Origin of the sequence: Microbispora siamensis (genome assembly GCF_016863095.1) — a bacterium.
GTDB lineage: Bacteria > Actinomycetota > Actinomycetes > Streptosporangiales > Streptosporangiaceae > Microbispora > Microbispora siamensis.
The window spans coordinates 223,308-247,960 of record NZ_BOOF01000013.1; the positions used below are offsets into that span (position 1 = coordinate 223,308).

23 protein-coding genes and 1 tRNA gene are annotated in these 24,653 nt (G+C 72.0%); 4 read left to right on the forward strand and 20 right to left on the reverse strand.

All coding sequences use genetic code 11. The features are described 5' to 3' along the window. Window positions 1-30: 30 nt before the first annotated feature. Window positions 31-1,125: a carboxylate-amine ligase gene (locus Msi02_RS14700; RefSeq protein ID WP_204048865.1), complete on the reverse strand. Its 1,095-nt coding sequence runs from the start codon at window positions 1,123-1,125 to the stop codon at window positions 31-33. A gap of 144 nt (window positions 1,126-1,269) precedes the next feature. Between Msi02_RS14700 and Msi02_RS14705 the strand changes: the two genes are divergently transcribed. After that, a complete protein-coding gene (locus tag Msi02_RS14705) occupies window positions 1,270-2,655 on the forward strand; it encodes a Dyp-type peroxidase (protein WP_204048866.1) in 1,386 nt (461 codons plus the stop codon). 16 nt (window positions 2,656-2,671) lie between these two features. Here the strand turns inward: Msi02_RS14705 and Msi02_RS14710 are convergent, their stop codons facing one another. From Msi02_RS14710 to Msi02_RS14730, 5 genes are all read right to left on the reverse strand, one after another. Then, a complete protein-coding gene (locus Msi02_RS14710; protein ID WP_204048867.1) occupies window positions 2,672-2,854 on the reverse strand; it encodes a hypothetical protein in 183 nt (60 codons plus the stop codon). A gap of 20 nt (window positions 2,855-2,874) precedes the next feature. Continuing rightward, window positions 2,875-2,947 (reverse strand) — tRNA-Ala (locus Msi02_RS14715). 91 nt (window positions 2,948-3,038) lie between these two features. Further along, window positions 3,039-3,674: a histidine phosphatase family protein gene (locus Msi02_RS14720; protein ID WP_204048868.1), complete on the reverse strand. Its 636-nt coding sequence runs from the start codon at window positions 3,672-3,674 to the stop codon at window positions 3,039-3,041. Between the two features lie 25 nt (window positions 3,675-3,699). Next, window positions 3,700-4,104, reverse strand: a complete 405-nt coding sequence (gene rsfS / locus Msi02_RS14725; protein WP_079321005.1) for a ribosome silencing factor — start codon at window positions 4,102-4,104, stop codon at window positions 3,700-3,702. Between the two features lie 131 nt (window positions 4,105-4,235). Next, a complete protein-coding gene (locus Msi02_RS14730) occupies window positions 4,236-4,757 on the reverse strand; it encodes an ArsR/SmtB family transcription factor (protein WP_204048869.1) in 522 nt (173 codons plus the stop codon). A gap of 70 nt (window positions 4,758-4,827) precedes the next feature. Between Msi02_RS14730 and Msi02_RS14735 the strand changes: the two genes are divergently transcribed. Further along, window positions 4,828-6,009: an MFS transporter gene (locus Msi02_RS14735; protein ID WP_204048870.1), complete on the forward strand. Its 1,182-nt coding sequence runs from the start codon at window positions 4,828-4,830 to the stop codon at window positions 6,007-6,009. Here the strand turns inward: Msi02_RS14735 and nadD are convergent. Continuing rightward, window positions 5,988-6,599, reverse strand: a complete 612-nt coding sequence (gene nadD, locus Msi02_RS14740; protein ID WP_179155509.1) for a nicotinate-nucleotide adenylyltransferase — start codon at window positions 6,597-6,599, stop codon at window positions 5,988-5,990. The two genes, Msi02_RS14735 and nadD, sit on opposite strands and share 22 nt — an antisense overlap. A gap of 114 nt (window positions 6,600-6,713) precedes the next feature. On the opposite strand from nadD, the gene Msi02_RS14745 reads away from it, so the two are divergent. Continuing rightward, entirely contained in the window at window positions 6,714-7,724 is a 1,011-nt protein-coding gene (locus Msi02_RS14745; RefSeq protein WP_372974764.1) for a M48 family metallopeptidase, read from the forward strand. Between the two features lie 31 nt (window positions 7,725-7,755). On the opposite strand, the gene Msi02_RS14750 is transcribed toward Msi02_RS14745, so the two are convergent. Then, window positions 7,756-9,366, reverse strand: a complete 1,611-nt coding sequence (locus Msi02_RS14750) for a serine/threonine-protein kinase (RefSeq protein ID WP_204048871.1) — start codon at window positions 9,364-9,366, stop codon at window positions 7,756-7,758. A 167-nt stretch (window positions 9,367-9,533) separates the two neighbouring features. Between Msi02_RS14750 and Msi02_RS14755 the strand changes: the two genes are divergently transcribed. Then, a complete protein-coding gene (locus tag Msi02_RS14755) occupies window positions 9,534-10,208 on the forward strand; it encodes a LuxR C-terminal-related transcriptional regulator (RefSeq protein WP_204048872.1) in 675 nt (224 codons plus the stop codon). 3 nt (window positions 10,209-10,211) lie between these two features. On the opposite strand, the gene Msi02_RS14760 is transcribed toward Msi02_RS14755, so the two are convergent. From Msi02_RS14760 to rodA, 12 genes are all read right to left on the reverse strand, one after another. Then, window positions 10,212-11,468 (reverse strand): glutamate-5-semialdehyde dehydrogenase, encoded by a 1,257-nt coding sequence (locus tag Msi02_RS14760; RefSeq protein WP_204048873.1) that lies wholly within the window; start codon window positions 11,466-11,468, stop codon window positions 10,212-10,214. A 14-nt stretch (window positions 11,469-11,482) separates the two neighbouring features. Beyond that, window positions 11,483-12,613 carry a glutamate 5-kinase gene (gene proB / locus Msi02_RS14765; protein WP_239108412.1) on the reverse strand — a complete coding sequence of 377 codons (1,131 nt, stop codon included), beginning with the start codon at window positions 12,611-12,613 and terminating at the stop codon, window positions 11,483-11,485. A gap of 25 nt (window positions 12,614-12,638) precedes the next feature. Then, window positions 12,639-13,988 (reverse strand): GTPase ObgE, encoded by a 1,350-nt coding sequence (gene obgE, locus Msi02_RS14770; protein WP_204048875.1) that lies wholly within the window; start codon window positions 13,986-13,988, stop codon window positions 12,639-12,641. A 96-nt stretch (window positions 13,989-14,084) separates the two neighbouring features. Further along, complete coding sequence (rpmA, locus tag Msi02_RS14775) at window positions 14,085-14,342, reverse strand: 50S ribosomal protein L27 (protein ID WP_030505847.1); 258 nt, start codon at window positions 14,340-14,342, stop codon at window positions 14,085-14,087. Window positions 14,343-14,387: 45 nt separating this feature from the next. Next, window positions 14,388-14,702, reverse strand: coding sequence for a 50S ribosomal protein L21 (gene rplU / locus Msi02_RS14780; RefSeq protein ID WP_030505848.1), 315 nt, complete (start codon window positions 14,700-14,702; stop codon window positions 14,388-14,390). A 187-nt stretch (window positions 14,703-14,889) separates the two neighbouring features. Continuing rightward, window positions 14,890-17,808, reverse strand: coding sequence for an Rne/Rng family ribonuclease (locus Msi02_RS14785; RefSeq protein ID WP_204048876.1), 2,919 nt, complete (start codon window positions 17,806-17,808; stop codon window positions 14,890-14,892). Window positions 17,809-17,911: 103 nt separating this feature from the next. Continuing rightward, on the reverse strand, window positions 17,912-18,643 hold the full coding sequence (locus tag Msi02_RS14790) for a TIGR03936 family radical SAM-associated protein (RefSeq protein WP_079320041.1): 732 nt from the start codon (window positions 18,641-18,643) through the stop codon (window positions 17,912-17,914). A gap of 94 nt (window positions 18,644-18,737) precedes the next feature. Then, complete coding sequence (locus tag Msi02_RS14795; RefSeq protein WP_079320042.1) at window positions 18,738-20,660, reverse strand: TIGR03960 family B12-binding radical SAM protein; 1,923 nt, start codon at window positions 20,658-20,660, stop codon at window positions 18,738-18,740. Between the two features lie 49 nt (window positions 20,661-20,709). Next, entirely contained in the window at window positions 20,710-21,591 is an 882-nt protein-coding gene (locus tag Msi02_RS14800; protein ID WP_179155510.1) for a phosphotransferase family protein, read from the reverse strand. Continuing rightward, window positions 21,588-23,048 (reverse strand): NsdA family TPR-like regulatory protein, encoded by a 1,461-nt coding sequence (locus tag Msi02_RS14805; RefSeq protein ID WP_204048877.1) that lies wholly within the window; start codon window positions 23,046-23,048, stop codon window positions 21,588-21,590. Before Msi02_RS14805 ends, Msi02_RS14800 begins: the two co-directional genes overlap by 4 nt. A gap of 54 nt (window positions 23,049-23,102) precedes the next feature. Further along, complete coding sequence (locus Msi02_RS14810) at window positions 23,103-23,351, reverse strand: hypothetical protein (RefSeq protein WP_079320046.1); 249 nt, start codon at window positions 23,349-23,351, stop codon at window positions 23,103-23,105. Window positions 23,352-23,480: 129 nt separating this feature from the next. Further along, window positions 23,481-24,653 carry a rod shape-determining protein RodA gene (gene rodA, locus Msi02_RS14815; RefSeq protein ID WP_204048878.1) on the reverse strand — a complete coding sequence of 391 codons (1,173 nt, stop codon included), beginning with the start codon at window positions 24,651-24,653 and terminating at the stop codon, window positions 23,481-23,483.

Here is a 24,653-nt window from a genome sequence, read left to right on the forward strand (position 1 = left end):
GCCCGTACACCCGCCCTGCCGCACGGCCCGCTAGCGCTGCCGGGTCTCCGCGAGCAGCAGGTCGACCGCGTCCTCCGGCTTCCCGTTGACCGCGTACGCCCCCCGCTGGCGCGAGGCGGAGCTGCCCCGGCGCAGCGCGGCGTCGGCGAGCTCGGAGACGATCTCCCAGTCGCCCAGCTTCTCCAGGGTCGGCCGCAGCTCCTCCAGCATCCAGGTGATGAGCCGCGGGGCCGGCACGGGCCGGCTCGTCACCGGCGACAGCAGATCGCCCTCCAGCCCGTCGCGGGCCGCCCGCCAGTTGGCCGCCCGCAGCAGCGCCAGGCGCTGCTCGCCGACCGGCGGCTCACCCCGCTCCACGGCTTCCATCTCCCTCGTCATGAGGGCGCGGAAGAGTCCGGCGAGGAGCACCACATCGTCGGCGAGCGGGCAGGAGTCGCAGATGCGCATCTCCACCGTCGGCACGTGGGCGCTGAGCCGCAGGTCGAAGTAGACCATGCCCTGGTCCTCGATGACGCCGGACGCCACCAGGTCCTCGGCCGTCCTGTCATACTCGGCGGCGTCGGCGAACGGGCCGAGCGGGCCCGCCGTCGGCCAGCGCTGCCAGGTCAGCGCCCGGCTGCTGGCATACCCGCTGTCCTCGTCCATCCAGTAGGGCGAGCTGGCGCTGAGCGCGAGCAGCGGGGGGAGCCACGCCTCCACGCGCTGGGCGGCGAGCACCGCCACGTCCCTGTCGTCGATCTCCACGTGCACCTGCGCCCCGCAGATGAGCTGCTCCTGGGCGAGGAACCGGTAGGACTCCGACAGGTACTCGTAGCGCTCCCCGGGCGTGAACGTGTAGCCCTCGATGCCGGTGATCGGGGTCGTGCCGGAGGCGATCACGCCCACTCCCAGCGGCTCGCCGGCCGACACGAGCGCCTGGCGCAGCCGCACGATCTCGGCCCGCACGTCACCCAAGTCCTCCATCGGGGTGCTGTTGGTCTCCACCACCGACCGCTGCAGTTCGGCCGCGAACCCCTCGTCCGGCAGCCGCTCCAGCATCGACTCCGCCAGCGGCGTCAGCCGCCGGGTCTCGAGATCGACGACAAGGAACTCCTCTTCAACGCCGACAGGCCGTCTCTTCGTCATGACCGATCACTACCCCGGTGGTGCGGAATAGGCCTGACCTGGCCCATCGCGTATGGGCAAAGTCGAAGCGCGCCGAACTTTTTCCGTGGATGATGGCTCTTATCGGTTGGGGCCCGACATTTCCACTACGGGGAAGGAATCGACATGCCGGTCGACCTGTCCAACGGCAAGCCGCTCGCGTGGGACTCGGCGAAACTCGACGCCGACACCAAGGCCATGCTCGACAACCTGCAGCCGAACATCCTGCAGGCGCACGTGAGGGAAAGCATGTCCCTGCTGCTCGTGCACTTCGGCGACGGCCCGGACGGCAGGCGCTTCCTGCGCTCCCTCGTCCCGCTCATGAAATCGGCCAGGAAGCACCTGGAGGAGGTCCGCGAGTTCAACCGCTCGAAGAAAACCGGCACGCCGTACGTAGGCGTCGGTATCAGCAAAATCGGCTATCTGAAACTGGGCGACTCCACCACCAAATTCACCGACAACGCGTTCAAGTCGGGGATGAAGCGGCGCAAGGACACGTTGAGCGATCCGGCGGTCGGTGCCTGGGAGAAGCACTACCAGGAGGAGATCCACGCGATCGTGCTGATCGGCGACGCCACGCCCGAACCGGTCGCCGCCACCCGTGAGCGGGTCCTCGCGCTGCTGCCGAAGACCGCGAAGATCGTCGGCGAGGAGAAGGGCGAGGGCCTGCGCGACGCCCAGGGCCGAGGCATCGAGCACTTCGGATACGTGGACGGCCGCAGCCAGCCGCTGTTCCTCGCCGACCAGGTGGCCGCCGAGTCCGGCACCAACTGGAACCCGTTCTTCCCGCTGAGCCACGTGCTCGTCCCCGACCCCCTCGCTCCCCACCCGAGCCGGCACTTCGGCAGTTACCTCGTCCTGCGCAAGCTGGAGCAGAACGTCCGCGCGTTCCGCGAGGCCGAGGAGGCCCTCGCCGACGCGCTCGGCCTGAAGGGCGACGACCGGCCGCTCGCGGGCGCGATGCTGGTGGGCCGGTTCCGCAACGGCACGCCGCTGCGGCTGCACGGCAAGCCGAGCTCCGAGGGCCACCCGGTGCAGAACGACTTCAGCTACCGCGACGACCCCGGGTCCAAGTGCCCGGTCAGCGCGCACATCCGCAAGGCCAACCCTCGGGACTCGCGGGACGGCGGGCTGGAGCGCACACTCGGCGTCATGATGGCCCGGCGCGGCCAGACGTACGGCAGGCGCAGCGACAGGCCGTGGGACGACGCCCCCGCGGCGACCCGGCCGACCGGCGGGGTCGGCCTGCTGTTCATGGCGTTCAACTCCAGCCTGCAGAACCAGTTCGAGTTCACCCAGCAGAGCTGGGCCGACAACGCCGACTTCCCCGCCCAGGGCACCGGTCACGACCCGGTGATCGGCCAGGGCAAGCGGGACGTCAAGGTGCGCTACCCGAAGGCGTGGGGCAGCACGAAGCTCAGCGGTCCCCAGCACCAGGTTCCCCAGACCGTGACGATGAAGGGCGGCGAGTACTTCTTCATGCCGTCGCTCGCCTACCTCAAGAGCCTGTGATCCTCCGGCGCTCGCGTCAGGCGCGGGAGCAGCCGACGTAGACGTTCCGGGCCCGGTAGTAGGTGCTCACGCTCGGGCCCGGAGAGCCGGACGAGTCCTCCATCTGGAGGTTGATGATCAGCCACATCGGCTTGCCGACGAAGCCGCGGGCGTGGTGGACGGCCTTCCACTGGCCGTCGATGTAGTAGTGGATGTCCACGTCCGTGGCGCTCTGGTGTGTGGAGCTATGGGGACTCGAACCCCAGACCCCCTCCATGCCATGGAGGTGCGCTACCAGCTGCGCTATAGCCCCTTGCCACCGCTCCGGGTGCTCCCGGCGCGGCGCTCGGAGAGCATATAGGTATGCCCTTCCGTTTACCTAATCGTCACCGGTCACAGGCGTCTCAGCCGTCCGCGGTGGCGGCGGGGCTGTCGTCGCTGCTGATCGGCTCGGGCAGCGTGCCCGCGTTGTGCTCCAGCAGGCGCCAGCCGCGACGGCCCTCCTCCAGCACCGACCACGAGCAGTTGCCCAGGCTGCCGAGCGCCGACCACAGCTCCTGCGGCAGCCCGAGCAGCCGGCAGATGCCGAGCCGCAGCGCGGCTCCGTGCGAGGCGACGACCAGCAGGCCGTCGTCGTCCAGGCGGGACGCCCAGCGCCCGATCGCTTCGGCGACACGGTCGGCGACGTGCGCCACATCCTCGCCGCCGGGGGCCTCCCACGCCTCGTACTCGACCGGCCAGCCCGCCCTGATCTCGTCGCGGGTCAGGCCCTCCCACTCGCCGCCGCCGCGCTCGCGCAGGTCCTTGTCCACGGCGACGTCGAGACCGGTGAGCCGGCCGAGGGCCGCGGCGGTGTCGTACGCGCGCCGCAGGTCCGAGGAGACGAGCATGGTCGGCCGCAGCGCCGCGAGCAGGGAGGCGGCCCGGGCCGCCTGCGCGACGCCGGTCTCGTCCAATGCGATGTCGGTGTGTCCCTGGAAACGCTTCTCGACGTTCCACAGCGTCTGCCCGTGCCGCAGGCAGACGACGCGACGGCTCATCGCGCCGCCCCGATGATGGCGTTCGTCACCTGGCCGCTCCGTGCCCGCGCTGGGCGGCGACCCGCTTGACGCTCTCCGGCAGCTCGATGGACGGGCAGTCCTTCCAGAGGCGCTCCAGCGCGTAGAAGTGGCGGTCCTCCTCGTGCTGCACGTGCACCACGATGTCGAGGTAGTCGAGCAGGACCCAGCGGCCCTCCCGCTCGCCCTCACGGCGTACGGGCTTGGCGTCGGCTTCGACGCGCAGGCGCTCCTCGATCTCGTCGACGACCGCGCGGACCTGCCGGTCGTTGGACGCGGAGCAGAGAAGGAAGGCGTCGGTGATGACGAGCTGTTCGCTCACGTCGTAGGCGATGATGTCGTCGGCCAGCTTCTCGGCGGCGGCCTCGGCCGCCACCCGCACGAGCTGGATCGATCTCTCGGATGCTGTCACGATTCGGTTCTGTCCTCCGTTGACGGGCTCTTCCAGGGTGCACATTCCGAGTGCCCCGTACAACCGGCTTTCCCGGGGAGACCCTACCGGCACACCCTGTCGATTCCGGTGTTATGCCCGGGATCAGGAGTTCAACGTCCTTCCGGGCCCATGGATTCCGCCAGCGGAAAGGCGGCGACAGTGGCGCCGACCCGGATCGTGCCCGGCGTATGGGGGGCCGCCGCGCCCTCGTGCAGGTCGACGATCGCGGCGAGGATCCTGTCGCGGACGTCGTGCCAGAGCTCGGGATCGACCCACAGCTCCGCGTCGGCCGTCACTCCCTCCTCGCCCGCGCGCCGGCGCCCGGCCCGCTCGCGCAGCGACCGCGCCAGCGCCTCGGCGAGCAGCGGGAAACCGTCCCGCTGCTCGGTCAGCGGCGTCCCTCCCGCCGCCCGGTAGCGGCGCTCCCGGCCGCCGCGCCGGACCCGTACGCCGGCCAGCTCGGCCAGCCCGGCCTCGTCCAGGCAACGCAGGTGGTGGCTGGCGAGGGCATGCGAGATGCCCAGCTCGCGGGACAGCTCGGCCGCCGACATGGGCGCGCCCCACATCAGCGAGAGCATGCGCAGCCGCACCGGATGCGCGAGCGCCCTGAGCCTGGGATCCGCCTCCGCCATGGCGGAAAGTAAACACCATCACAACCCCCAAGCATTGACTTGGAGGTTGACTGCCGCGATGATCCCCGGCATGAAAGCCGCTCTCGCCGACCGCAACGCCCGCCGTTATCTGAGCGCCGTCGTGGTCTCCGGTTTCGGCACCATGGCCATGTCCCTGGTCGCGGGCATCTGGGTGAAGTCGCTGACCGGCTCCGACAGCCTCGCCGGCCTCGCCTCCTTCTGCTTCTGGGCGCCGACGGCCGCCGGACCCGTGCTCGGCACGGTGGCCGACGTCCTCGGCCCACGGCCCGTGCTCGTCTGGACCAACGTCGTGATGGGCGCGGTGCTCTGCCTGCTCTTCCTGGTCCGCTCCCCCGCGCAGGTCTGGCTGCTGTTCGCGGTGCTCCTGCTCTACGGCGTGAGCTTCGTCGTGCTCGACGCGGCGGAGGCGGCCGTCCTGCCCGCGGCCGTGCCGGAGACGCTGCTGGCCGAGGTCAACGGGCTGCGTATGAGCGCGTCGGAGGGCACCCGCCTCGCCGCGCCCCTGCTGGGCGCCGGGTTGTTCACCGCCGCGGGCGGCGACGCTGTGGTCGCGCTCGACGCGGCCACCTTCGCGGCCGGCGCCTTGCTGCTCGGCACGCTGCGCCTGCCTGCCGCATCCGCCCGGCGCGCCCCCGCGGCGCGTGGCTGGGCGGCCCGGACGGCGGAGGGGGCGCGCTTCCTGTTCCACGACCCGCTCCTGCGCCGCCTCGTGCTGTCCGGGGCGGCGCTGATGCTGGTCTCCGGCGTCAACGGGGCGGTCGTCTTCGCCGTGGTGGACCACGGCCTGCACCGCGAGCCGGGCTTCACCGGCGTGTTGTCCGCGATCCAGGGCGGCGGCACGGTCCTCGGCGGCCTGATCGCGGGGCCGTTGCTGCGCCGGGCCGGCGAGGCACGGCTGTCGGCCACCGGAGGGCTCCTCTTCGCCGCCTCGGTGGCCCTGCGCGCCGCCCCCTGGGAGCCCGTCGTGATGGCGGCGAGCCTGCTGTCGGGGCTGGGGCTGCCCTGGGTGCTGGTCGCCGCCTTCACCGCCGTACAGCGGATCGCGCCCCGCGACCTGCTGGCCACGGTGTCCGCGACCGCCAACACCGTGCTGTTCGTCCCGACCGCTGTGGGGATGGCGCTCGGCGCCGGGCTCCTCGCCCTGGCCTCCTACCGTCCGGTGCTGTACGCGGCGGCGATCGCCGGCGCGCTCGCCGCGGCGTACGGACTTCAGTCGGCGGGGTCGCGGTAGAGGCCGCGCTTGTTGATGTACTGCACGATGCCGTCGGGGACCAGATACCAGATGGGCTCCCCGGCGGCCACGCGGTCGCGGCACTCGGAGGAGGAGATCGCCAGCGCCGGGATCTCGATCAGGCTGACCTTGCCCGCCGGCAGGCCGGGGTCCTGGAGCGTGTGACCGGGCCGGGTGCAGCCGACGAAGTGCGCGATGGTGAACAGCTCGTCGGCGTCGCGCCAGCTCAGGATCTGCGCGAGCGCGTCGGCGCCGGTGATGAAGTACAGCTCCACGTCCGGGCCGTACGCCGCGCCGATGTCACGCAGCGTGTCGATCGTGTACGTGGGGCCCGGCCGGTCGATGTCCACCCGGCTGACCGAGAAGCGGGGGTTCGACGCGGTGGCGATCACCGTCATCAGGTAGCGGTCCTCGGAGGAGGACACGTTCTGCTCGGCCTTCTGCCATGGCCGGCCGGTCGGGACGAACACCACCTCGTCCAGATTGAAGTGGTGGGCCACCTCGCTGGCCGCCACCAGGTGGCCGTGGTGGATGGGGTCGAAGGTCCCGCCCATCACGCCCAGTCGCCGGATCGCCGTCCCGTTACGCATGGAACGGACGATAACGCCCCTACCGGACCACACCGGAAACCGGCCCTCCGGTGACGGCCGGGGCTCCCCGCGGGGTCCGCGCGCGTCCGGCCCGTGAGACATAGCATGCGGAACATGACCACTCCCGATCGCAATCGCGTGCAGCTGCCCGGCATCAGCTCGCGAGCCTACGAACACCCCGCCGACCGTTCCGCGCTGGTCGCGATGCGTTCGCTCTCCGGATTCGACGCGGTGCTCAAGCGCACGTCCGGACTGTTCAGCGAGCGCAGGCTCCGCCTGATGTTCCTGGCCTCCGCGGTGCGCACGACCGACACCCAGTTCCGCGCCCTGCACGACATGGGCCGCGACAGCGCCTACATCCTCGACCTGCACCGGATCCCCGAGATCTACGTGCAGCAGGACCCGAAGGCGTACGCGATGGCGATCGGTTTCGACGAGCCGTTCATCATCGTCTCGACGGGGCTGCTCGACCTCATGGACGACGAGGAGCTGCGCTTCGTCATCGGTCACGAGACCTCGCACATCCTGTCGGGCCACGCCGTCTACGGCACGATGCTCGAGATCCTGACCCGCCTGGCCACCCGGGTGGCCTGGATCCCGCTCGGCTACATCGGCCTGCGGGTCATCGTCGCCGCACTGGAGGAATGGCAGCGCAAGGCGGAGATGTCCGCCGACCGTGGCGGCCTGCTCGCCGGACAGGACCCCGACGCCGCGCTGCGGGCGCTCATGAAGCTCGCCGGCGGCTCCCGCCTGCACGAGATGAACATCGAGGCGTTCCTCGACCAGGCCAGGGAGTACGACACCGCGGGCGACGTGCGCGACGGCCTGCTCAAGGTCCTCAACATGCTCGGCACGACCCACCCGTTCGCGGTCACCCGCGTCGCCGAACTCGACCGCTGGCGTCGCGGCGGAGAGTACGACCGGATCATCGCCGGCACCTACCCCCGCCGCGAGGACGACGCCAACGCCAGCCTCACCGAAGAGATCAAGGCCGCGGCCAACTCCTACCGCGAGTCCTGGGCGCAGTCGCAGGACCCGTTCATCGGCGTGCTGCGCGACGTCGCCGAGGGCGCGGTCAACGCCGGCGAGCGCATCTTCAACCGTTTCGCCCGCCGCGAGAACTGAGCCGCGGCACCGGGCCGGCCCGGCAGGACCGCTAGAAGAAGAAGGCCACGGCACGGACGGCTGCGGCGCAGAGCGCGACGAAGCCGCCCAGAACGGCGAGCGCGCGCAGGCCCTCCCGCCGCAGGCCGGGGATGGCCGCGCCCGCGCGCTCGATCTCCCGGCCGATGATCGCACCGCTGACGACGCCGAACGCGACGCCGGCGATCGTGACGGGCACCGGCTGAGACCACCACTCGGGCTCCAGGCGTGCCCCGGCGCCCACCCACAGCGCCGCGAACGCCGCCGCGGCGGCGGGCAGCCCCGGCCACGCGACAGCCGACAGCAGCGAGCCGGCCAGCGTGAGCGGGAACGACAGCGCCCGCAGGCAGGCGCGGGCGCGGCCGGGTTTGCGGCCGCGCACGAGCCAGTGGCTGGTCCACACGGCTCTGATCACCACCGCGAGGGCCGCCGTGATCACAAAGGTGGCGAGCGGGTAGACCACCGACGCCACCACGCACGGAACGGCGAGCAGTGCGACCAGGACCAGGGCGGCGTTCCCGGTCGGGATGCCGAGCGCCCCTTCCGCCCCCTCCGGCGCGGCGGCGAGGGCCGTGGTGCCCGCCCTCTCCCGCCGGGGACGTGTGGCGGAGCCGGGGCCGCCGCGCCGGGCGGCCCGCTCGGCCGCCTTCACCGGTTCCCGCGCCGTGGTCTCGGCGCCCTTCCTGACCGGCTTCTCCTCCGTCTTGGCGGCCTTCCTCGCCACCGGCTTGGCGTCGGCCGCCACCCGCGCCCGGGCCGCCTCCGCGGGCGTACGCGTGGTGGTCTCGGCGGCGGACGGCTCACCCGGCGCGCGGGAGGACTCCCCGGCGGCCCGAGCGAGCCGGGACAGGCGGTCGGCCAGCAACGCGGCGGTCGGGCGGCGGGCGGGGTCGCGGTGCAGGGCGGCGCGGACGAGCGGCAGCAGGGCGGCAGGCACCCCCACCAGGTCGGCCTTGCCGTTCAGCACCGCGTACATCTGCGACTGGGCGGTGCCCCGGCCGAAGGTCGGCCGTCCGGTGGCGGCGAACGCCACCGTGGCGGCCCAGCCGTGCACGTCGGCGGGCTCTCCCACGGTCTCGTCGGCGAAGACCTCGGGGGCGCAGTAGCCGGGCGTGCCGAGGAACGTGCCGGTCATCGTGACCCGCGTCGCGTCGAGCACCTGCGCGATGCCGAAGTCGATCAGCACCGGCCCGTCCTCGCCCAGCAGGACGTTGGCCGGCTTGACGTCGCGATGCACGACCCCCGCCGCGTGGATGATCGCCAGCGCCGACGCGAGGCCCTGCGCCAGCGTGATGAGCCGGGACTCCGGCAGCGGCCCGCGGCGCCGCACGGCGTCGAGGAGGTTCTCCCCCTCGATGTACTCCATGACGAGGTACGGCCGGTCGCCGGACAGGTCGGCGTCGAGCACCTGGGCGACGTACGGGCTCTCGACCCGGCGCAGCGCCCGCACCTCGCGTTCGAGGCGTAATCGGGCGTCGGGGTCGTTCTCGATGGGGTCGCGGAGCATCTTCACCGCGACGCGGTCGCTCCGGCGGCCGACGGCGAGGTACACCTCACCCATGCCACCCCGGCCCAGCCGCTCAAGAAGCGCGTAGGGGCCGACCCGCCCGAGACGTCCAGCCATAGGAGCGCCAACCATAGCGGCCCGGGCGCCCGAATAGGGGGAGGCGCGCCGTTCCTAATCGCGTACAAGCCGATGCCAACCGGCCCGCAAGAGCGCCCCGGCAGTCTGTTCATCGACGGCGCCGGCCGGACCGCCGGCCCGCGCTCACACCGGCGAGACGAAGACAGATGACGATGACTGACTCCTCCGGCGCGATCACCATCGTGGTCGCCGACGATCACCCGCTGTTCGTCGAGGGGATCCGGTTCGCCCTGCAGCAGGAAGCCGCGCAGGCGGCCGGCCTCTCCGTCGTCGGCACCGCCTGCGACGACCTCGACGCCCTGCGCCTGTGCGTACGGCTGTCGCCGCAGGTGCTGCTCGCCGACCTGGCGATGCTGGGCGCCCTGGACTCCCTGCGCCGCCGCTGCCCCGCCGTACGGGTGCTCGCCCTGGGCGCCGACGACGGCGAGGCGGGCTTCCTGAGCGCGCTGCGCGCCGGCGCGCACGGCTACCTGCTGAAGGGATCGGGGCCCGCGGAGATCGCGGCGGCGGTCAGGTCCGTGGCGCTCGGGCAGGTGGTCTTCGGCCGCGGGGTGGCGCCCCGGCTCCTCGACCGTCTCACCACGCCGCAGGTCCGCAGCCCGTTTCCCGGCCTCACCCAGCGGGAGCACGAGATCCTGGAGCGGCTGGCCGACGGCAGGTCCAACGCCGAGATCGCCCGCGAGCTGTGCCTGGCCACCAAGACCGTGCGCAACCACGTGAGCAACGTGCTGACGAAGCTGGCCGCGCCCAGCCGGGTGGACGCGGCCCTGCGGGCCAGGGACGCGGGCCTCGGCTCGCGTCCCGTGCTCACCCGCGTCTGACGATCAGACCCGTACGTGGCCCTCGCCGGTGTAGATCCACTTGGTGGAGGTCAGCTCCGGCAGCCCCATCGGGCCCCGGGCGTGCAGCTTCTGGGTGGAGATGCCGATCTCCGCCCCGAAGCCGAACTCCCCGCCGTCGGTGAACCGGGTCGAGGCGTTCACCGCGACCGCCGCCGAGTCCACGGTCGCCACGAACCTGCGGGCGGCCTGCTGGGAGCGGGTCACGATGGCGTCGGTGTGGGCGGAGCCGTACGTGCGGATGTGCGCGACCGCGTCATCCAGCGAGTCGACGACGGCGGCGGCGATGTCGAGCGAGAGGTACTCGGTGGTGAAGTCCTCCTCGGTGGCGGCCACGACGTCGGCGCCGTAGGCCCGCACCCGCTCGTCCCCGTGGACGGTCACGCCCGCGTCCTTCAGCGCCGTCAGCGCCCTGGGGACGAACTCGTCGGCGATGGCGGCGTGCACGAGGAGCGTCTCGGCCGCGTTGCACACCGAGGGCCGCTGCGCCTTGGCGTTCACCAGGATCTTCAGGGCGGTGTCGATGTCGGCGTCGGCGTCCACGTACACGTGGCAGTTGCCCACCCCGGTCTCGATCACCGGCACGGTCGACTCCTCGACCACGCTGTTGATCAGCGAGGCGCCGCCGCGCGGGATCAGCACGTCCACCAGCCCGCGGGCGCGCATCAGGTGCTTGACCGACTCGCGGGTCTGGCCCGGCACGAGCTGAACGGCGTCCGCGGGCACCTCGGTCGCCGCCAGCGCCTCCTGCATGACCCGCACGAGCGCCGTGTTGGAGGAGTACGCGCTGGACGAGCCGCGCAGCAGCACGCCGTTGCCGCTCTTGAGGCACAGCGCGGCCGCGTCCACGGTCACGTTGGGCCGGCCCTCGTAGATGATGCCGATGACGCCGAGGGGCACCCGCACCTGACGCAGCTCCAGGCCGTTGGGCAGCGTGCTGCCGCGCACGACCTCGCCGACCGGGTCCGGCAGGTCGGCCACCTGGCGGACGGCCGCCGCGATCTTCGCGATCCGGCCGGCGTCGAGCCGCAGCCGGTCGATCATCGCCTCGGAGGTGCCGTTCTCCCTGGCCCGCTCCACGTCCACGGCGTTGGCCGCGACGATCTCGTCCGTGGCCGCCTCCAGGGCGTCGGCCACGGCACGCAGCGCCGCGTCCTTCGGCGCGCGCGGCATCGGCGCGAGCACCGTGGCGGCGTCCCTCGCCGCCCGCGCGACCTTCAGAAATTCCTCTGCCTCAGACATTGCCTCGCGCTCCGTCACTTGTGGTGGTGAACAGGCTCCAATATCACGATGTCGTCCCGGTGGATCAGCTCGCGCTCGTACTCCGGGCCGAGTGTGCTGGCCAGCTCCCGGGTGGAGCGGCCGAGCAGGTCGGGGACCTCCCCCGCGTCATAGTTGACCAGACCGCGGGCGACGACGGCGCCCGACGGCGCGCACAGGTCGACCGGGTCGCCCGCGGCGAAGTCGCCCTCGACCTTCACGACGCCCGCGGGCAGCAGCGACTTGCGCCGGTCGACCACGGCCTCGACCGCGCCCGCGTCCAAGTGCAGGCGGCCGCGGCCGGTCGTCGCGTGGGCCAGCCACAGCAGCCGGGTGCCGGGGTGACGGCCCCCGGGGTGGAAGCAGGTGCCGATGTCGGCCCCGGCGAGCGCCTGCGCCGCGTGCGCCGCCGCGGTGAGCACGACCGGGACGCCCGCGCCGGTGGCGATGCGGGCCGCCTCCACCTTAGTGATCATGCCGCCGGTGCCGACCCGGCCTGAGGTGCCCAGCTCGACGCCCTCCAGGTCCTCGGGCCCCCGGACCTCGGCGATCCGCCGGGCGCCGTCCCTGCGCGGGTCGCCGTCGTACAACGCGTCGACGTCCGAGAGCAGCACCATGCCGTCGGCGTGGGTGAGATGGGCCACCAGCGCCGCGAGCCGGTCGTTGTCGCCGAACCGGATCTCGTCGGTCGCCACCGTGTCGTTCTCGTTGACCACGGGGACGATGCCGAGCTCGAGCAGCCGGGCCAGCGTCCGCTGGGCGTTGCGGTGGTGGGAGCGGCGCATCATGTCGTCGGCCGTCAGCAGCACCTGTCCCACGCGCAGGCCGTACCTGGCGAAGGACGAGGTGTAGCGGGCGACCAGCACGCCCTGCCCGACCGATGCGGCCGCCTGCTGGGTGGCCAGGTCCTTCGGCCGTGCGCGCAGCCCTAACGGCCCGAGCCCGGCGGCGATCGCGCCGGACGACACGAGCACGATCTGCGTGCCGGCCGTGCGCCGGGCCGCCAGCACGTCCACCAGCGCGTCCACCCGGTCGACGTCGATCGTGCCCCGGGGCGTCGTCAGCGACGACGACCCCACCTTGACCACCAGCCGCGCGGCCTCGCGGATCCGCTCCCTGCCTGTCACGCCATCTCCCACTCCGGCCCCCCGATCAGCCGAGCCTCGCGTCGGTGCCACGCGGGCCCATGGTCGCCTCCGTGCCCTGCGACGGCTGCCAGTCGAAGACATAGCCGCCCTCCATCGGACCGATGATCACCTCGGCGCCGGCCGTCGCACCGGCCTTGATCAGCTCCTCCTCGACGCCGAGCCGTTCGAGCCGGTCGGCCAGGTAGCCGACGGCCTCGTCGTTGGAGAAGTCGGTCTGGCGGATCCACCGCTCGGGCTTCTCGCCGGTCACCTGGAAGCGGTTCTCGTCGATCCGGCGTACGGCGAACCCGGTCTCGCCGAGCTGCCTGGGCCGGATGACCAGCCGCGTGGGCTCCTCCACCGGGGCCTGCGCCCGCGCCGCCGCCACCATCTCCGCCATCGCGTACGCCAGGGGCCGCAGGCCCTCGTGACTGGCCGCGGAGATCTCGAAGACGCGCAGGCCGCGCTCCTCCAGCATGGGCGTGACGATGTCGGCCAGGTCGCGGCCGTCGGGGACGTCCACCTTGTTCAGCGCGACCAGCCGCGGCCGGTCCTGCAACGACCCGTACGCCGCGAGCTCGGCCTCGATCACCTCGTAGTCGGTGACCGGGTCGCGCCCCGGCTCGATCGTCGCGCAGTCGAGCACGTGCACGATCGTCGAGCAGCGCTCGACGTGCCGGAGGAACTCGTGACCGAGCCCCCGGCCCTCGGACGCCCCCGGGATGAGCCCCGGCACGTCGGCGACCGTGAAAACCGTCTCGCCCGCCGTCACCACGCCGAGGTTCGGGATGAGCGTCGTGAACGGATAGTCGGCGATCTTGGGGCGGGCCGCGGAGAGCGCCGCGATCAGGGACGACTTGCCCGCGTTGGGGAACCCGACCAGCGCGACGTCGGCGACGGTCTTGAGTTCGAGCACGATCTCGGCCTCGTCGCCCGGCTCGCCCAGCAGCGCAAAGCCCGGGGCCTTGCGCTTGGCGTTGGCCAGCGCGGCGTTGCCGAGGCCGCCGAAGCCGCCCTGCGCGGCGACGTAGCGGGTGCCGGCGCCGACCAGGTCGACCAGCACCTCGCCGGTCCTGGCGTCCTTCACGACCGTGCCGTTGGGCACCGGCAGGACGACGTCCTCGCCGTTGGCGCCGTCCCGGTTGGAGCCCATGCCCTGCTTGCCGTTGCCCGCCCGGCGGTGCGGCCGGTGGTGGTACTCCAGCAGGGTGGAGGTGTTGGGATCCACCTCCAGGATGACGTCGCCGCCGCGTCCGCCGTTGCCGCCGTCGGGCCCGCCCAGCGGCTTGAACTTCTCCCGGTGAATGGAGGCGCAGCCGTTGCCCCCGTCACCCGCCTTGATGTGCAGGACGACGTGGTCCACGAAGTCGGCCATCAGCCGCTCCCCCTCACTGCTGTATGGAAAAACGAATGAGGCGGACCGAATGCTCGATCCGCCTCATCGCGCTGCTTGTTGGTGTCCGGGGCGGATCTACTCCGCGGCCGGGACGATGCTCACCGCGCGGCGACCGCGCTTGGTGCCGAACTGCACCCGGCCAGTGGCCAGGGCGAACAGCGTGTCGTCGCCACCACGGCCGACGTTGTCGCCGGGGTGGAAGTGCGTGCCACGCTGACGGACGATGATCTCGCCGGCGTTCACCAGCTGACCGCCGAAACGCTTCACACCGAGGCGCTGAGCGTTCGAGTCACGGCCGTTCCGGGTGGACGAGGCGCCCTTCTTGTGTGCCATGATTCACTCCCTTTCGGGGGTAAGCGGGGGTCGTCCCCCGGGAAACTACTGTCCGGGGTTGATGCCGGTGACCTTGACCTGGGTGTACCGCTGGCGGTGACCCTGGCGCTTCTTGTATCCGGTCTTGTTCTTGTACTTCAGAATCCGGATCTTCGGCCCCTTGGTCTCGCCGAGGATCTCGGCGGTCACCTGGAACCGGGAAAGCGTGGCGGCGTCGGTGGTGACATCGCCGTCGTTGACGACGAGCACCGCCGGCAGCGACACCGAGGAGCCAACCTCTCCGGCGACCTTGTCCACCTCGAGGACGTCCCCGACGGAGACCTTCTGCTGCCTGCCGCCGCAACGAACGATCGCGTACACCGCGGAACCCTTCTACTGGCTAAATGCTGAGATGCCGCGCCCCGCATCCAGCTGCTGTCGATACACGACCGGCGATCCGGGCAGGCGCGCGAAGCCAGGCACGCCGACACCAGGCGCACCGGTTGACTAGGGTACCGGATATCCGGTACCCAGGTCGAACCGAGCGGACCGCCGGGTGACGAAGTCGTTACTCCGCCGTCTTCCTGCGGGAACGTCGCCGTCCCCGGGAAGACGACGCGGAGCCGTCACCCTCGTCGGGGGTGGTGGGTTCGGCGTCGATGGCGTCGGTGACGCTCTCGCGCACCGAGCCCGACGCCGCGGCGACGGAGCCCTCGCTCGTCGCCAGCTTCTCGGCCACCGCCTTCTCGATGGCCATCTTGCCCTGCGTGCCGCGCGGCTCGGGCTTCGCCTCGACCGGTTCGGTCGACACGATGATCCCGCGCCCGTGGCAGCAGTCGCACGGCGTGGAGAACGCCTCCAGCAGGCCCTGGCCGACCCGCTTGCGCGTCATCTGCACCAGACCCAGCGAGGTGACCTCGGCCACCTGGTGCTTGGTCCGGTCCCGCGCCAGGCACTCCAGCAGCCGCCGGAGCACCAGGTCGCGGTTGCTCTCCAGGACCATGTCGATGAAGTCGATCACGATGATGCCGCCGATGTCCCGCAGCCTGAGCTGGCGGACGATCTCCTCGGCCGCTTCCAGGTTGTTGCGGGTGACGGTCTCCTCGAGGTTGCCGCCCTGCCCGGTGAACTTGCCGGTGTTGACGTCGACGACCGTCATCGCCTCGGTCCGGTCGATCACCAGGGAACCGCCGGACGGCAGCCACACCTTGCGCTCCATCGCCTTGGCGATCTGCTCGTCGATGCGGTAGGCGGAGAACACGTCGGTCCCCTCCTCCCACTTCGACAGCCGCTCGGCCAGGTGCGGGGCGACGTAGCGGACGTACTCGTCCACCGTCGTCCACGCCTCGTCGCCCTCGACGACCAGGGAGCTGAAGTCCTCGTTGAAGACGTCGCGGACCACCCGGATGGTCAGGTCGGGCTCGCCGGACAGCAGTTCCGGCGGGCTGGCCGACTTGGCCTTGCGCTGGATGTTCTCCCACTGGGCCGACAGCCGGGCGACGTCGCGGCTGAGCTCCTCCTCCGAGGCGCCCTCCGCGGCGGTGCGCACGATGACGCCCGCGTTCTCCGGCATGACCTTGCGGAGGATCTGCTTGAGCCGGGTCCGCTCCTTGTCGGGCAGCTTGCGGCTGATCCCGGTCATCGAGCCGTCCGGCACGTAGACCAGGTAGCGGCCGGGGAGGCTGATCTGCGAGGTCAGCCTGGCGCCCTTGTGGCCGATCGGGTCCTTGGTGACCTGGACGAGCACCGACTGCCCGGACTTCAGCGCCGCCTCGATCCGCTTGGGCTGACCCTCCAGCCCCGCGGTGTCGAAGTTCACCTCGCCGGCGTACAGCACGGCGTTGCGGCCCTTGCCGATGTCCACGAACGCCGCCTCCATCGAGGGCAGCACGTTCTGGACCTTGCCGAGGTAGACGTTGCCGACGTACGACTGGCTGGACTCCCGGTCGACATAGTGCTCGACGAGGATGCCGTCCTCGAGCACCGCGATCTGGGTGCGGCCGCCCTGGCGGCGCACGACCATGATCCGCTCGACCGACTCGCGCCGGGCCAGGAACTCCGACTCGGTGATGATCGGGGGACGGCGGCGGCCCAGCTCGCGCCCCTCACGGCGGCGCTGCTTCTTGGCCTCCAGCCGGGTCGATCCCCGTACGCCCTGGACCTCGTCCACCGAGGTGGACCTGGTGGCGCGGGGCGCCCGGATCCGGACGACGGTGTTCGGCGGGTCGTCGGGGGCCAGCTCGGCCTCCTCGGTGCCCCGGCGACGGCGGCGGCGACGGCGCCTGGTGCCGGTCTGGCCCTCGGAGTCGTCCTCCGCCTGCTCGCGGTCGTCCTCCTCCGCCGACGCGGACTGCGGCTCCTCGCCCTCGCTCTCCTGCTCCTCGCCGTCCTCGGCGTCCCTGGCACGGGCGCCGCGTCCGCGTCCGCCCCTGCGGCGGCGCCGCCTGCGGCTGCCGCCCTCGGCCTCGGACTCGTCCTCGCCGGACTCGGCGGTCTCCTCCGGCTCCTCCGCCTCGTCGTCCTCGGCCGCCACCGGCTCGGGCGCGGGCGACGCGGGCCTCTGCGCGGGCACCGCGAACGGGTCGGGGGCCTGGAAGATCGGCTGGAACAGCGCCGACGGCGCCTGGAAGGTCACCGAGGGCACGGACGGCTGCCGCGCGGACAGACCGAAGGGGTCGGCCACCACGTCCGGCCGCCCGCCGTCCTCCTCGGTGTCGAGGTCTTCCAGGTCGACGTCCTCGATGTCGAGAGGCTCGTCGTCCAGCGGTTCCTCGTCGGGGAGGTTGAGCCGCAGCGCGGCGGCGACCTCCGCCTCGGCGGCGCTCATCGCCCTGGATCGTTCCGGCTCCGGCTCTTCCGCCCGGACGCGACGGCGGCGCTTCGGGGCGGCGGGCTCCTCGGCCTGAACGACCTGCGTCGTCTTCTCCGCCTGCTCCGGCTGCGGGGACGGCTCGGCCTCGTCAGTCCTCTTGCGGGTCCGGCGACGCCGAGTGGGCGCGGCCGGCTCGTCGTCCGCCGCCGGCGCCGTCTCCGCCACAGGCGTCTCCGCCGCGGCCGCCACCGTCTCCACCGTCTCCGTCGGAGGAGTCTCGGCGACCGGCTCCTCGGCGGTCTTGGTACGGCGGCGGGTGACCCGCTTGGGCCGTTCCTTCGCGACCGGTTCCTCCTGCGCGGGGGTCCCGGCGGGCTCTTCAGCCGTCGGCGCGGTGCCCTCTTCAGCCGTCGGCGCGGTGCTTTCTGCGGCCGTCGGCGGGGTGCTCTCGGCAGCCTTCGGCTTGCCGGCCGCGGCCACCGTGGTCACCGGCGGCGGCAGGTCGTCCGGCTCGGGCGGGGGCCCGGCCGGGCGGCTCGCCGACCGGCGGCGCGGGGTCGTGGACACGCCGGACGGACCGGAGGAAACCACCTCTCCCCCGGCCTGGCCGCGTTCTTCCGTTGTCGTGTCACCGTCAAGGCTCATCGCCCCGTCAGTGGGCTCGTTGTCGAGCATGCGGGCGCTCTCCCGTCAGCCTCCGGGCACGTTTCCGCGCCGCGCGAAGGCTCTCGTCTCTCGCGGTCCGCCGGGCTTCCTGTCGGCGCCTCGGCGGCAAGTCTTATAGGTCTCCGCCTGCCCGGTCGAAGGCGAACGGGTCGGCGGGCTCACCGGTCATCGCGTCGAGCGGCCCCTGCGCCAGCCTGGTCACCGCTGCGGGTGACGGCGGCGCGAAGCCTGCCACGAGACGCAAACCCATGAGCACGTCGTCGGGCCGGACGGCAGGTGTTTCGTGCCGAACAACCATACGAAGTATGACACACGGTTGAACGGTCTCCTGACCTGCCGTAATTCCCGGCCCCTCCACTACGGCCAGCGAACGCACCGCCTGGCGGGCGTCGAACCGCCGCATTCCCTTCTTGGTCAGGCGCTCGACCTCCACCAGGTCGGCCGCGAGGAACTCCTTCACCGCCCGCTCGGCCTCGCCCGGATCGGCCCCGGGGAGCCGCAGCTCCCACATCGAGCCCTCCAGCCGGTCGGCCAGGTTCCCGTCCCGCGCCTCCACCACGTCGAGCACGTCCAGCCCCGGCGGCAGCGAGGCGTCGAGGTCGTCGCGAACCTGCCGAGGGTCGCACGGCCGGTTCACCCCGATCTCGAGGTACTCGGCCTCGCTCGCCACTCCGGTGGGGGCGGCGCCGGCGTAGGAGATCTTCGGGTGGGGGCTGAAGCCGGCGCTGTAGGCCACCGGAATACCGGCTCGCCGCACCGCCCTTTCGACGGCGCGGGAGATGTCGCGGTGGCTGGTGAAACGCAGGCGGCCCCGCTTGGCGTAGCGCACGCGCAGGCGCTGCACCGTGGGTTCGGGCGCGGGCCCGTCGGGAACGGGTTTCAGAGTTCCGTCGTCCTTCCGGTGTCGGTCGATCGTCTTTCAGGATAAGCCGTGAGCGTCAGATCACGGTGAGTGGCAGCAGTTTCCTGCCCGTCGGGCCGATCTGGATCTCCGTGCCCATCGTGGGGCAGACACCGCAGTCGTAGCAGGGCGTCCACCGGCAGTCCTCGACCTCGACCGTGTTGAGCGCGTCCTGCCAGTCCTGCCACAGCCACTCGCGGTCGAGGCCGGCGTCGAGGTGGTCCCAGGGGAGCACCTCGTGCTCGTCCCGCTCCCGCGTCGTGTACCAGTCCACGTCGACCGGCTCGTCGGCGAGGGCCCGCTCGGCCGCGGCCATCCACCGCTCGAACGAGAAGTGCTCGCTCCAGCCGTCGAACCGGCCGCCGTCCTCCCAGACGGCGCGGATGACCCTGCCCACCCGGCGGTCGCCCCGCGACAGCAGCCCCTCCACGATCGACGGCTTGCCGTCGTGGTAGCGGTAGCCGATGGCCCTGCCGTACTCCTTGTCGGAGCGCAGGGCGTCGCGCAGCGCGCGCAGCCGGCGGTCCACCGTCTCGTGGTCGCACTGGGCGGCCCACTGGAACGGCGTGTGCGGCTTGGGCACGAACCCGCCGATGGAGACCGTGCAGCGGATGTCGCGCGAACCCGTCGCCTCGCGGCCCGCCTTGATGACCTTCTTGGCCAGGTCGGCGATGCCGAGGACGTCCTCGTCCTCCTCGGTCGGGAGCCCGCACATGAAGTAGAGCTTCACCTGCCGCCAGCCGTTGGAGTAGGCGGTGGTGACCGTGCGGATCAGGTCCTCCTCGGTGACCATCTTGTTGATCACCTTGCGCATCCGCTCGGAGCCGCCCTCCGGCGCGAACGTGAGCCCGGAACGGCGGCCGTTCCTGGACAGCTCGTTCGCCAGGTCGATGTTGAACGCGTCGACCCGGGTGGACGGCAGGGACAGGCCGACCTGGCTGCCCTCGTAGCGGTCGGCGAGACCCCTGGTGACGTCGGCGATCTCGGAGTGGTCCGCGCTGGACAGCGACAGCAGCCCGACCTCGCTGAAGCCGGACTCCCTGATCCCCGCCTCGACCATGTCGCCGATCGTGGTGATCGACCGCTCCCGGACCGGGCGGGTGATCATCCCCGCCTGGCAGAAGCGGCAGCCCCGGGTGCAGCCCCGGAAGATCTCGACGCTGAACCGCTCGTGCACGGTCTCGGCGAGCGGGACCAGCGGCTTCTTCGGGTACGGCCACTCGTCGAGGTCCATGACCGTGTGCTTGAACACGCGCGTCGGCACGCCGTCGCGGTTGGGGACGACGCGCATGATGCGGCCGTCCGGGTGGTACTCGACGTCATAGAACTTCGGGACGTACACCCCGCCGGTGGAGGCGAGGCGCATCAGCAGCTCGTCGCGGCCGCCGGGCGAGCCCTCGGCCTTCCACTCGCGCAGCACCTCGGAGATCGCGATGGCGATCTGCTCGCCGTCGCCGAGCACGGCGGCGTCGAGGAAATCGGCGATGGGCTCCGGGTTGAACGCGGCGTGGCCGCCCGCCAGCACGATCGGGTCCTCGTCGGTGCGGTCCGCCGCCTCCAGCGGGATCCCCGCCAGGTCGAGCGCGGTGAGGAGGTTCGTGTAGCCGAGCTCGGTCGCGAACGACACCCCGAGGATGTCGAACGCGCGAACCGGCCGGTGCCCGTCCACGGTGAACTGCGGGACGCCCTCGGATCGCATGAGCGCCTCGAGGTCGGGCCACACCGCGTAGGTGCGCTCCGCCAGCGTCTCGGGCAGCTCGTTGAGGATCTCGTAGAGGATCTGCACCCCCTGGTTGGGCAGGCCGACCTCGTAGGCGTCCGGATACATCAGGGCCCACCGGACGGTCGCCTCGTCCCAGTCCTTGACCGTCGAGTTCAGCTCGCCCCCGACGTACTGGATCGGCTTCTGCACCTTGGGCAGCAGCGGCTCCAGGCGGGGAAACAACGACTCGACAGACATGCATCCAGGGTATCGGCTCCGGGGAGTGACCCCTGCGGATCTTCCTTCCTCAGAAGGGGTGCCAGATCCGGTCGTCGCCCGCGCGCAGCGAGGCCAGGCGGTGGCGCAGTTCGGCGTGCGCCGCGTCGTCCCGGTGCCCGATGCGCAGCACTGCCGTCAGCGTCTGCAGCTCCCTGATGTCGCGCAGCACCGGATAGCCCGGCCAGTCCCTGATGTCGCACCCGTACGCGTGGGCGAAGCCGTCCCGCTGCGCGTCGGACAGACCGAACCTGGCGCCCTGCAGGGTGGGCACCAGGTCGATCTCGCGCGGGCCGGCGCTGGCCGAGTCCCAGTCGCACAGCAGGATCCGGTCCGCGGTGCGGATCAGGTTGCCCCGGTGCGCGTCCCCGTGGACCAGTCCGTACGGCAGGGCGAACTCGACCCGCTCGTAGTACGCCTCCTCCAGCGCCGCGCACCGGCCCAGCAGCCACTCCCGCTCCTCGCCGTCCAGGACGAGACTGGCCCGTACGGCCCGCCGTACGCGGCCGAACGGGTCGTAGGTCGGCAGCGCGAACGGGACCGGCGGCAGGGAGTGCAACCACCGCAGCAACAGACCGAGCGGGACCGGGTCGCCGTCGTCCGCGCCGTGCTCGTAGTGCCAGAAGGTCGCCAGGCAGCCCTCGACGGCCAGCGGCTGACGCACGTCGAGCGGCAGCGTGACGGGGAAGCCCTGCTCGTGCAGCCAGCGGGTGACCTTGAGCGAGGTGACCAGGCGGTCGTACTTGCCCGGTGTGCCGGCCTCCGAGAGGCGGACGACGACCCCCTCCCCCGGCAGGTGGTACACCGTGTTGGCGAAGCTGCGCAGCAACCGGGCCCCGTCGGCGCTGAGCCCCGCCTGGCGGCACGCCTCCGCGAGCGCGGGCGGGGTCCCGGCGACGGTGGAGACACTCATCGCAGATCCCCCTCACTGCCCTGTGACTTCCCCTGTGACTCCCCCAGTGACTCGGGCAGCGCCCGGGCGGCCGACTGGGGCAGGCCGGTCGCGCAGAACGACTCCAGCCGCTCGGCCAGCGAGCCGCGCACCATGGGCCGGGTGGACTGGAGCGTCTCGGCCAGGCTGTCGATCCTGCGCTCGGGCGGCAGGGCCAGCAGCGGGGTCAGGGCCTGCTCGGCCCCGCCGGGGTCGTCCTCCATCAGGTGCGCGACCGCGAGGTGGGCCCCGGCCATCGCCTCGCAGCCGTACGACCTGTTCTGCCGGTCCTCCCGCTCGTACAGGCCGAGCGCGGTGCGGGCCTGCTCGATCGCCCGGGCGGGCTGGCCGAGGTGCAGGTGCGTGACCGCCGTGTAGTAGGCGTGCTTGGCGGGCCGGAAGGCGAACTCCCCGGCGAACCCGTCGTGCAGTTCGTCCCCGGCGCCCGACTCCCGGGCGTCCGCCGCCTTGAGCAGGTCGTCCTCGGCCTCGCGGGTCCAGCCGAGCATCGCGCCCGCCCGCGCGCGCAGCATGTGGAGCCGCGCGCCGCCCTGGCCCCGGGGCAGTTGGGTGAGACCGTCCTCGGCGTAACCCGCCGCGTCCTCGTAGCGCCGGTCCCACAGCGCGACCGACGCCTGCATGCCGCGGGCCCAGCCCATGAGCGACCGGTGGCCGGCGATCCTGCCGTACGTCCACGCCGCGCGGGCGAGGGTGTCGGCGGGCACCCGGCGGCCCATGTCCATGCTCGCGTTGGCCATCAGGCCGCACAGCGCCCCCGCCAGGAAGTACAGCTCACCGGCCTGGGCCGGGTGGACGCGCCGCTCCAGCGCCCGGCGGGTCTGCTCCTGCAGCGCCCGCATCTCCACGAACAGCGGCAGCGGCGCCTCCCAAACGTACCTCCGGGACAGCCAGATCACCTGCGTGCGCAGCCGTTCCAGCGTGCTGTCGCCGACCTCGCTCGTCTCGACCCGCTCAGCGTGCTCGCTCGCCTCCTGCGCGGCGGCGCTGATCAGGTCGGGCGCGGCGGGGCGCCGCCACGCCCCGGGACGGCGCATCTCCGGGGGCGTGTAGTCCCGGGCGAACCCGAGCTGCACCGGGCCCGTCTCGAACAGGCGGCACAGCAGGTCGGTGTAGTCGCGGTCGGGCCGGGCCCCGGCCTCCCACTCCCGCCAGGACCGCTCGCTCAGCCCCCTGCGCTTGATCTGCTCGCGGTCGCACATCGCGTGGAAGCGCTCGATCGCCTCCTCGACCGTCCACCCGTACGCCAGGCGCAGGCACTTGAAACGGGTCAGCTGCGGGCAGCACAGGTGGATCTCGTCGGCGATCTGGTGGAAGACCGCGGTCGTCGGCGGCTCTCCGAGAGCGGCGAGGGTGCGCTCGCGGATGCCGCCGGCGATCTGGATGGCGGACCGGTCCCCGCCGCGTGAGGGTGTCGTCATCGGCTCTCCCAGTGGTGACACCCGCACGCTAACGCCGTACATGTCACGAACCGGTCACCTCGCGCACTGCGAGTCGCTCTCCTCCAGCCGGAGAGGAACAACCGTCCCACCGCGGCGCAACTGAGCCGTGAAGAGCTGACCGCACAGGCTGGCCGGCGTCTCGGCGAACCACACCGTCGGCGGGTCGCCCGCGGCCGCGGCGGCCCATCGTCCGCCGCCGTACACGATCCGGTAGTCGGGGAAGGCCCTGCGTAGCAGGTCAAGGGCGCGCTCGCGCTCCCGCACCTCGTCGTCCGGAGTCACCGTTCCTCCGTAATGGTTCGTTCAACCCCCGAACCTGTTCCGTTCCCATGATGTTCGCGGGCTGGTGCGGGCGCCAGTGAGAGCGAGGATCCGCCACCCTGCGGACGGCTCTCATGCGGGCGTCACCCGTCAAACGGGCCGGGATCTGAGGTGGATCGCCTGCAGGATGGCCACCGCCGTCATGTTCGCGAACGTCGCCGTGCCGCCGTAGGAGACGAACGGCAGCGGCACACCGGTGATCGGCATGATGCCGATGGTCATGCCGACGTTGACGAGCGTCTGGAAGGCCAGCCACGCGACGATGCCGCCGGAGACGAGCGCGCTGAACCGGTCGCCGCACATCCGGGCGATCCGCGCGCCGCGCAGCAGCACCACGCCGAGCAGGGCCACCACGGTGACCGTCCCGACGAAGCCGAGCTCCTCGCCGGCGACGGTGAAGATGAAGTCGGTGTGCTGCTCGGGCACGAAGCGTCCGGTGGTCTGGCCGCCGTGGAACAGGCCCTTGCCGAACACCTCGCCCGACCCGATCGCCACCAGCGCCTGCGTGCTGTTGTAGCCCACGCCGCGCGGGTCGCTCGACGGGTCGATGAGCGCGGTGAACCGCGCCACCTGGTAGGGCTTGAGCAGCCCCAGCGACCACACCGCCGCCGCCGCGAGCGCCGCGAGCAGCACCCCGGCCACCACCCAGCGCTTGCGTATCCCGGAGAAGACGATGATCGCTCCGGTCGTCGCCATCAGCACCATCGTGGTGCCGAGGTCGGGCTGCATCATGACCAGCGCCGCCGCGACGCCCACCACCGCGAGGGACAGCGCGAGACCGGAGGCCCGCGGCCGGTCCTTGGCCTTCCCCTTCTCCGACGTCGGGGTCAGCAGCCGCGCCAGCATCACCACCAGCGCCGGCTTCATGAACTCGGCCGGCTGTAGAGCGAAGCCCCCGCCCAGCAGGATCCACGAGTGGTGGCCGTTGATCGTCGATCCCATCGGGCTGATGACCAGGATCAGCCCGATGACGGCGATGCCGTACAGGACCGGCGCGTACGTGCGCAGCCAGCGGTAGTCGGTCACCGCGATCGCGCTGTAGAGGGCCAGGCCGATGAGCAGGTTGAGCACGTGCTTCTTGGCCATGCCCGTCGGCTCGATCGACGACCACGTGCGGGTGGCCGACCACACCAGCAGCGTGCCGACCGCGCTGAGCGCGACCACCGCGCCGAACAGCAGCCAGTCCATCCGCCAGACGACCGATCCCCGGCCGACGACGCGGCTCGCGAACGACCTCCGCCGTACCCCGATGGCATCAGTCAT

What these genes read in the sequence shown, in the direction of transcription:
- Msi02_RS14785 (WP_204048876.1), bottom strand. Translation starts at nt 17,808, where the DNA reads ATGCTCGACAACGAGCCCACTGACGGGGCGATGAGCCTTGACGGTGAC.
- Msi02_RS14800 (WP_179155510.1), bottom strand. Translation starts at nt 21,591, where the DNA reads ATGAGTGTCTCCACCGTCGCCGGGACCCCGCCCGCGCTCGCGGAGGCG.
- Msi02_RS14760 (WP_204048873.1), bottom strand. Translation starts at nt 11,468, where the DNA reads ATGTCTGAGGCAGAGGAATTTCTGAAGGTCGCGCGGGCGGCGAGGGAC.
- Msi02_RS14720 (WP_204048868.1), bottom strand. Translation starts at nt 3,674, where the DNA reads ATGAGCCGTCGCGTCGTCTGCCTGCGGCACGGGCAGACGCTGTGGAAC.
- Msi02_RS14755 (WP_204048872.1), top strand. Translation starts at nt 9,534, where the DNA reads ATGACGATGACTGACTCCTCCGGCGCGATCACCATCGTGGTCGCCGAC.
- Msi02_RS14700 (WP_204048865.1), bottom strand. Translation starts at nt 1,125, where the DNA reads ATGACGAAGAGACGGCCTGTCGGCGTTGAAGAGGAGTTCCTTGTCGTC.
- obgE (WP_204048875.1), bottom strand. Translation starts at nt 13,988, where the DNA reads ATGGCCGACTTCGTGGACCACGTCGTCCTGCACATCAAGGCGGGTGAC.
- Msi02_RS14750 (WP_204048871.1), bottom strand. Translation starts at nt 9,366, where the DNA reads ATGGCTGGACGTCTCGGGCGGGTCGGCCCCTACGCGCTTCTTGAGCGG.
- nadD (WP_179155509.1), bottom strand. Translation starts at nt 6,599, where the DNA reads ATGCGTAACGGGACGGCGATCCGGCGACTGGGCGTGATGGGCGGGACC.
- rpmA (WP_030505847.1), bottom strand. Translation starts at nt 14,342, where the DNA reads ATGGCACACAAGAAGGGCGCCTCGTCCACCCGGAACGGCCGTGACTCG.
- Msi02_RS14795 (WP_079320042.1), bottom strand. Translation starts at nt 20,660, where the DNA reads ATGTCTGTCGAGTCGTTGTTTCCCCGCCTGGAGCCGCTGCTGCCCAAG.
- Msi02_RS14805 (WP_204048877.1), bottom strand. Translation starts at nt 23,048, where the DNA reads ATGACGACACCCTCACGCGGCGGGGACCGGTCCGCCATCCAGATCGCC.
- Msi02_RS14745 (WP_372974764.1), top strand. Translation starts at nt 6,714, where the DNA reads ATGACCACTCCCGATCGCAATCGCGTGCAGCTGCCCGGCATCAGCTCG.
- Msi02_RS14735 (WP_204048870.1), top strand. Translation starts at nt 4,828, where the DNA reads ATGAAAGCCGCTCTCGCCGACCGCAACGCCCGCCGTTATCTGAGCGCC.
- Msi02_RS14705 (WP_204048866.1), top strand. Translation starts at nt 1,270, where the DNA reads ATGCCGGTCGACCTGTCCAACGGCAAGCCGCTCGCGTGGGACTCGGCG.
- rodA (WP_204048878.1), bottom strand. Translation starts at nt 24,653, where the DNA reads ATGACTGATGCCATCGGGGTACGGCGGAGGTCGTTCGCGAGCCGCGTC.
- Msi02_RS14730 (WP_204048869.1), bottom strand. Translation starts at nt 4,757, where the DNA reads ATGGCGGAGGCGGATCCCAGGCTCAGGGCGCTCGCGCATCCGGTGCGG.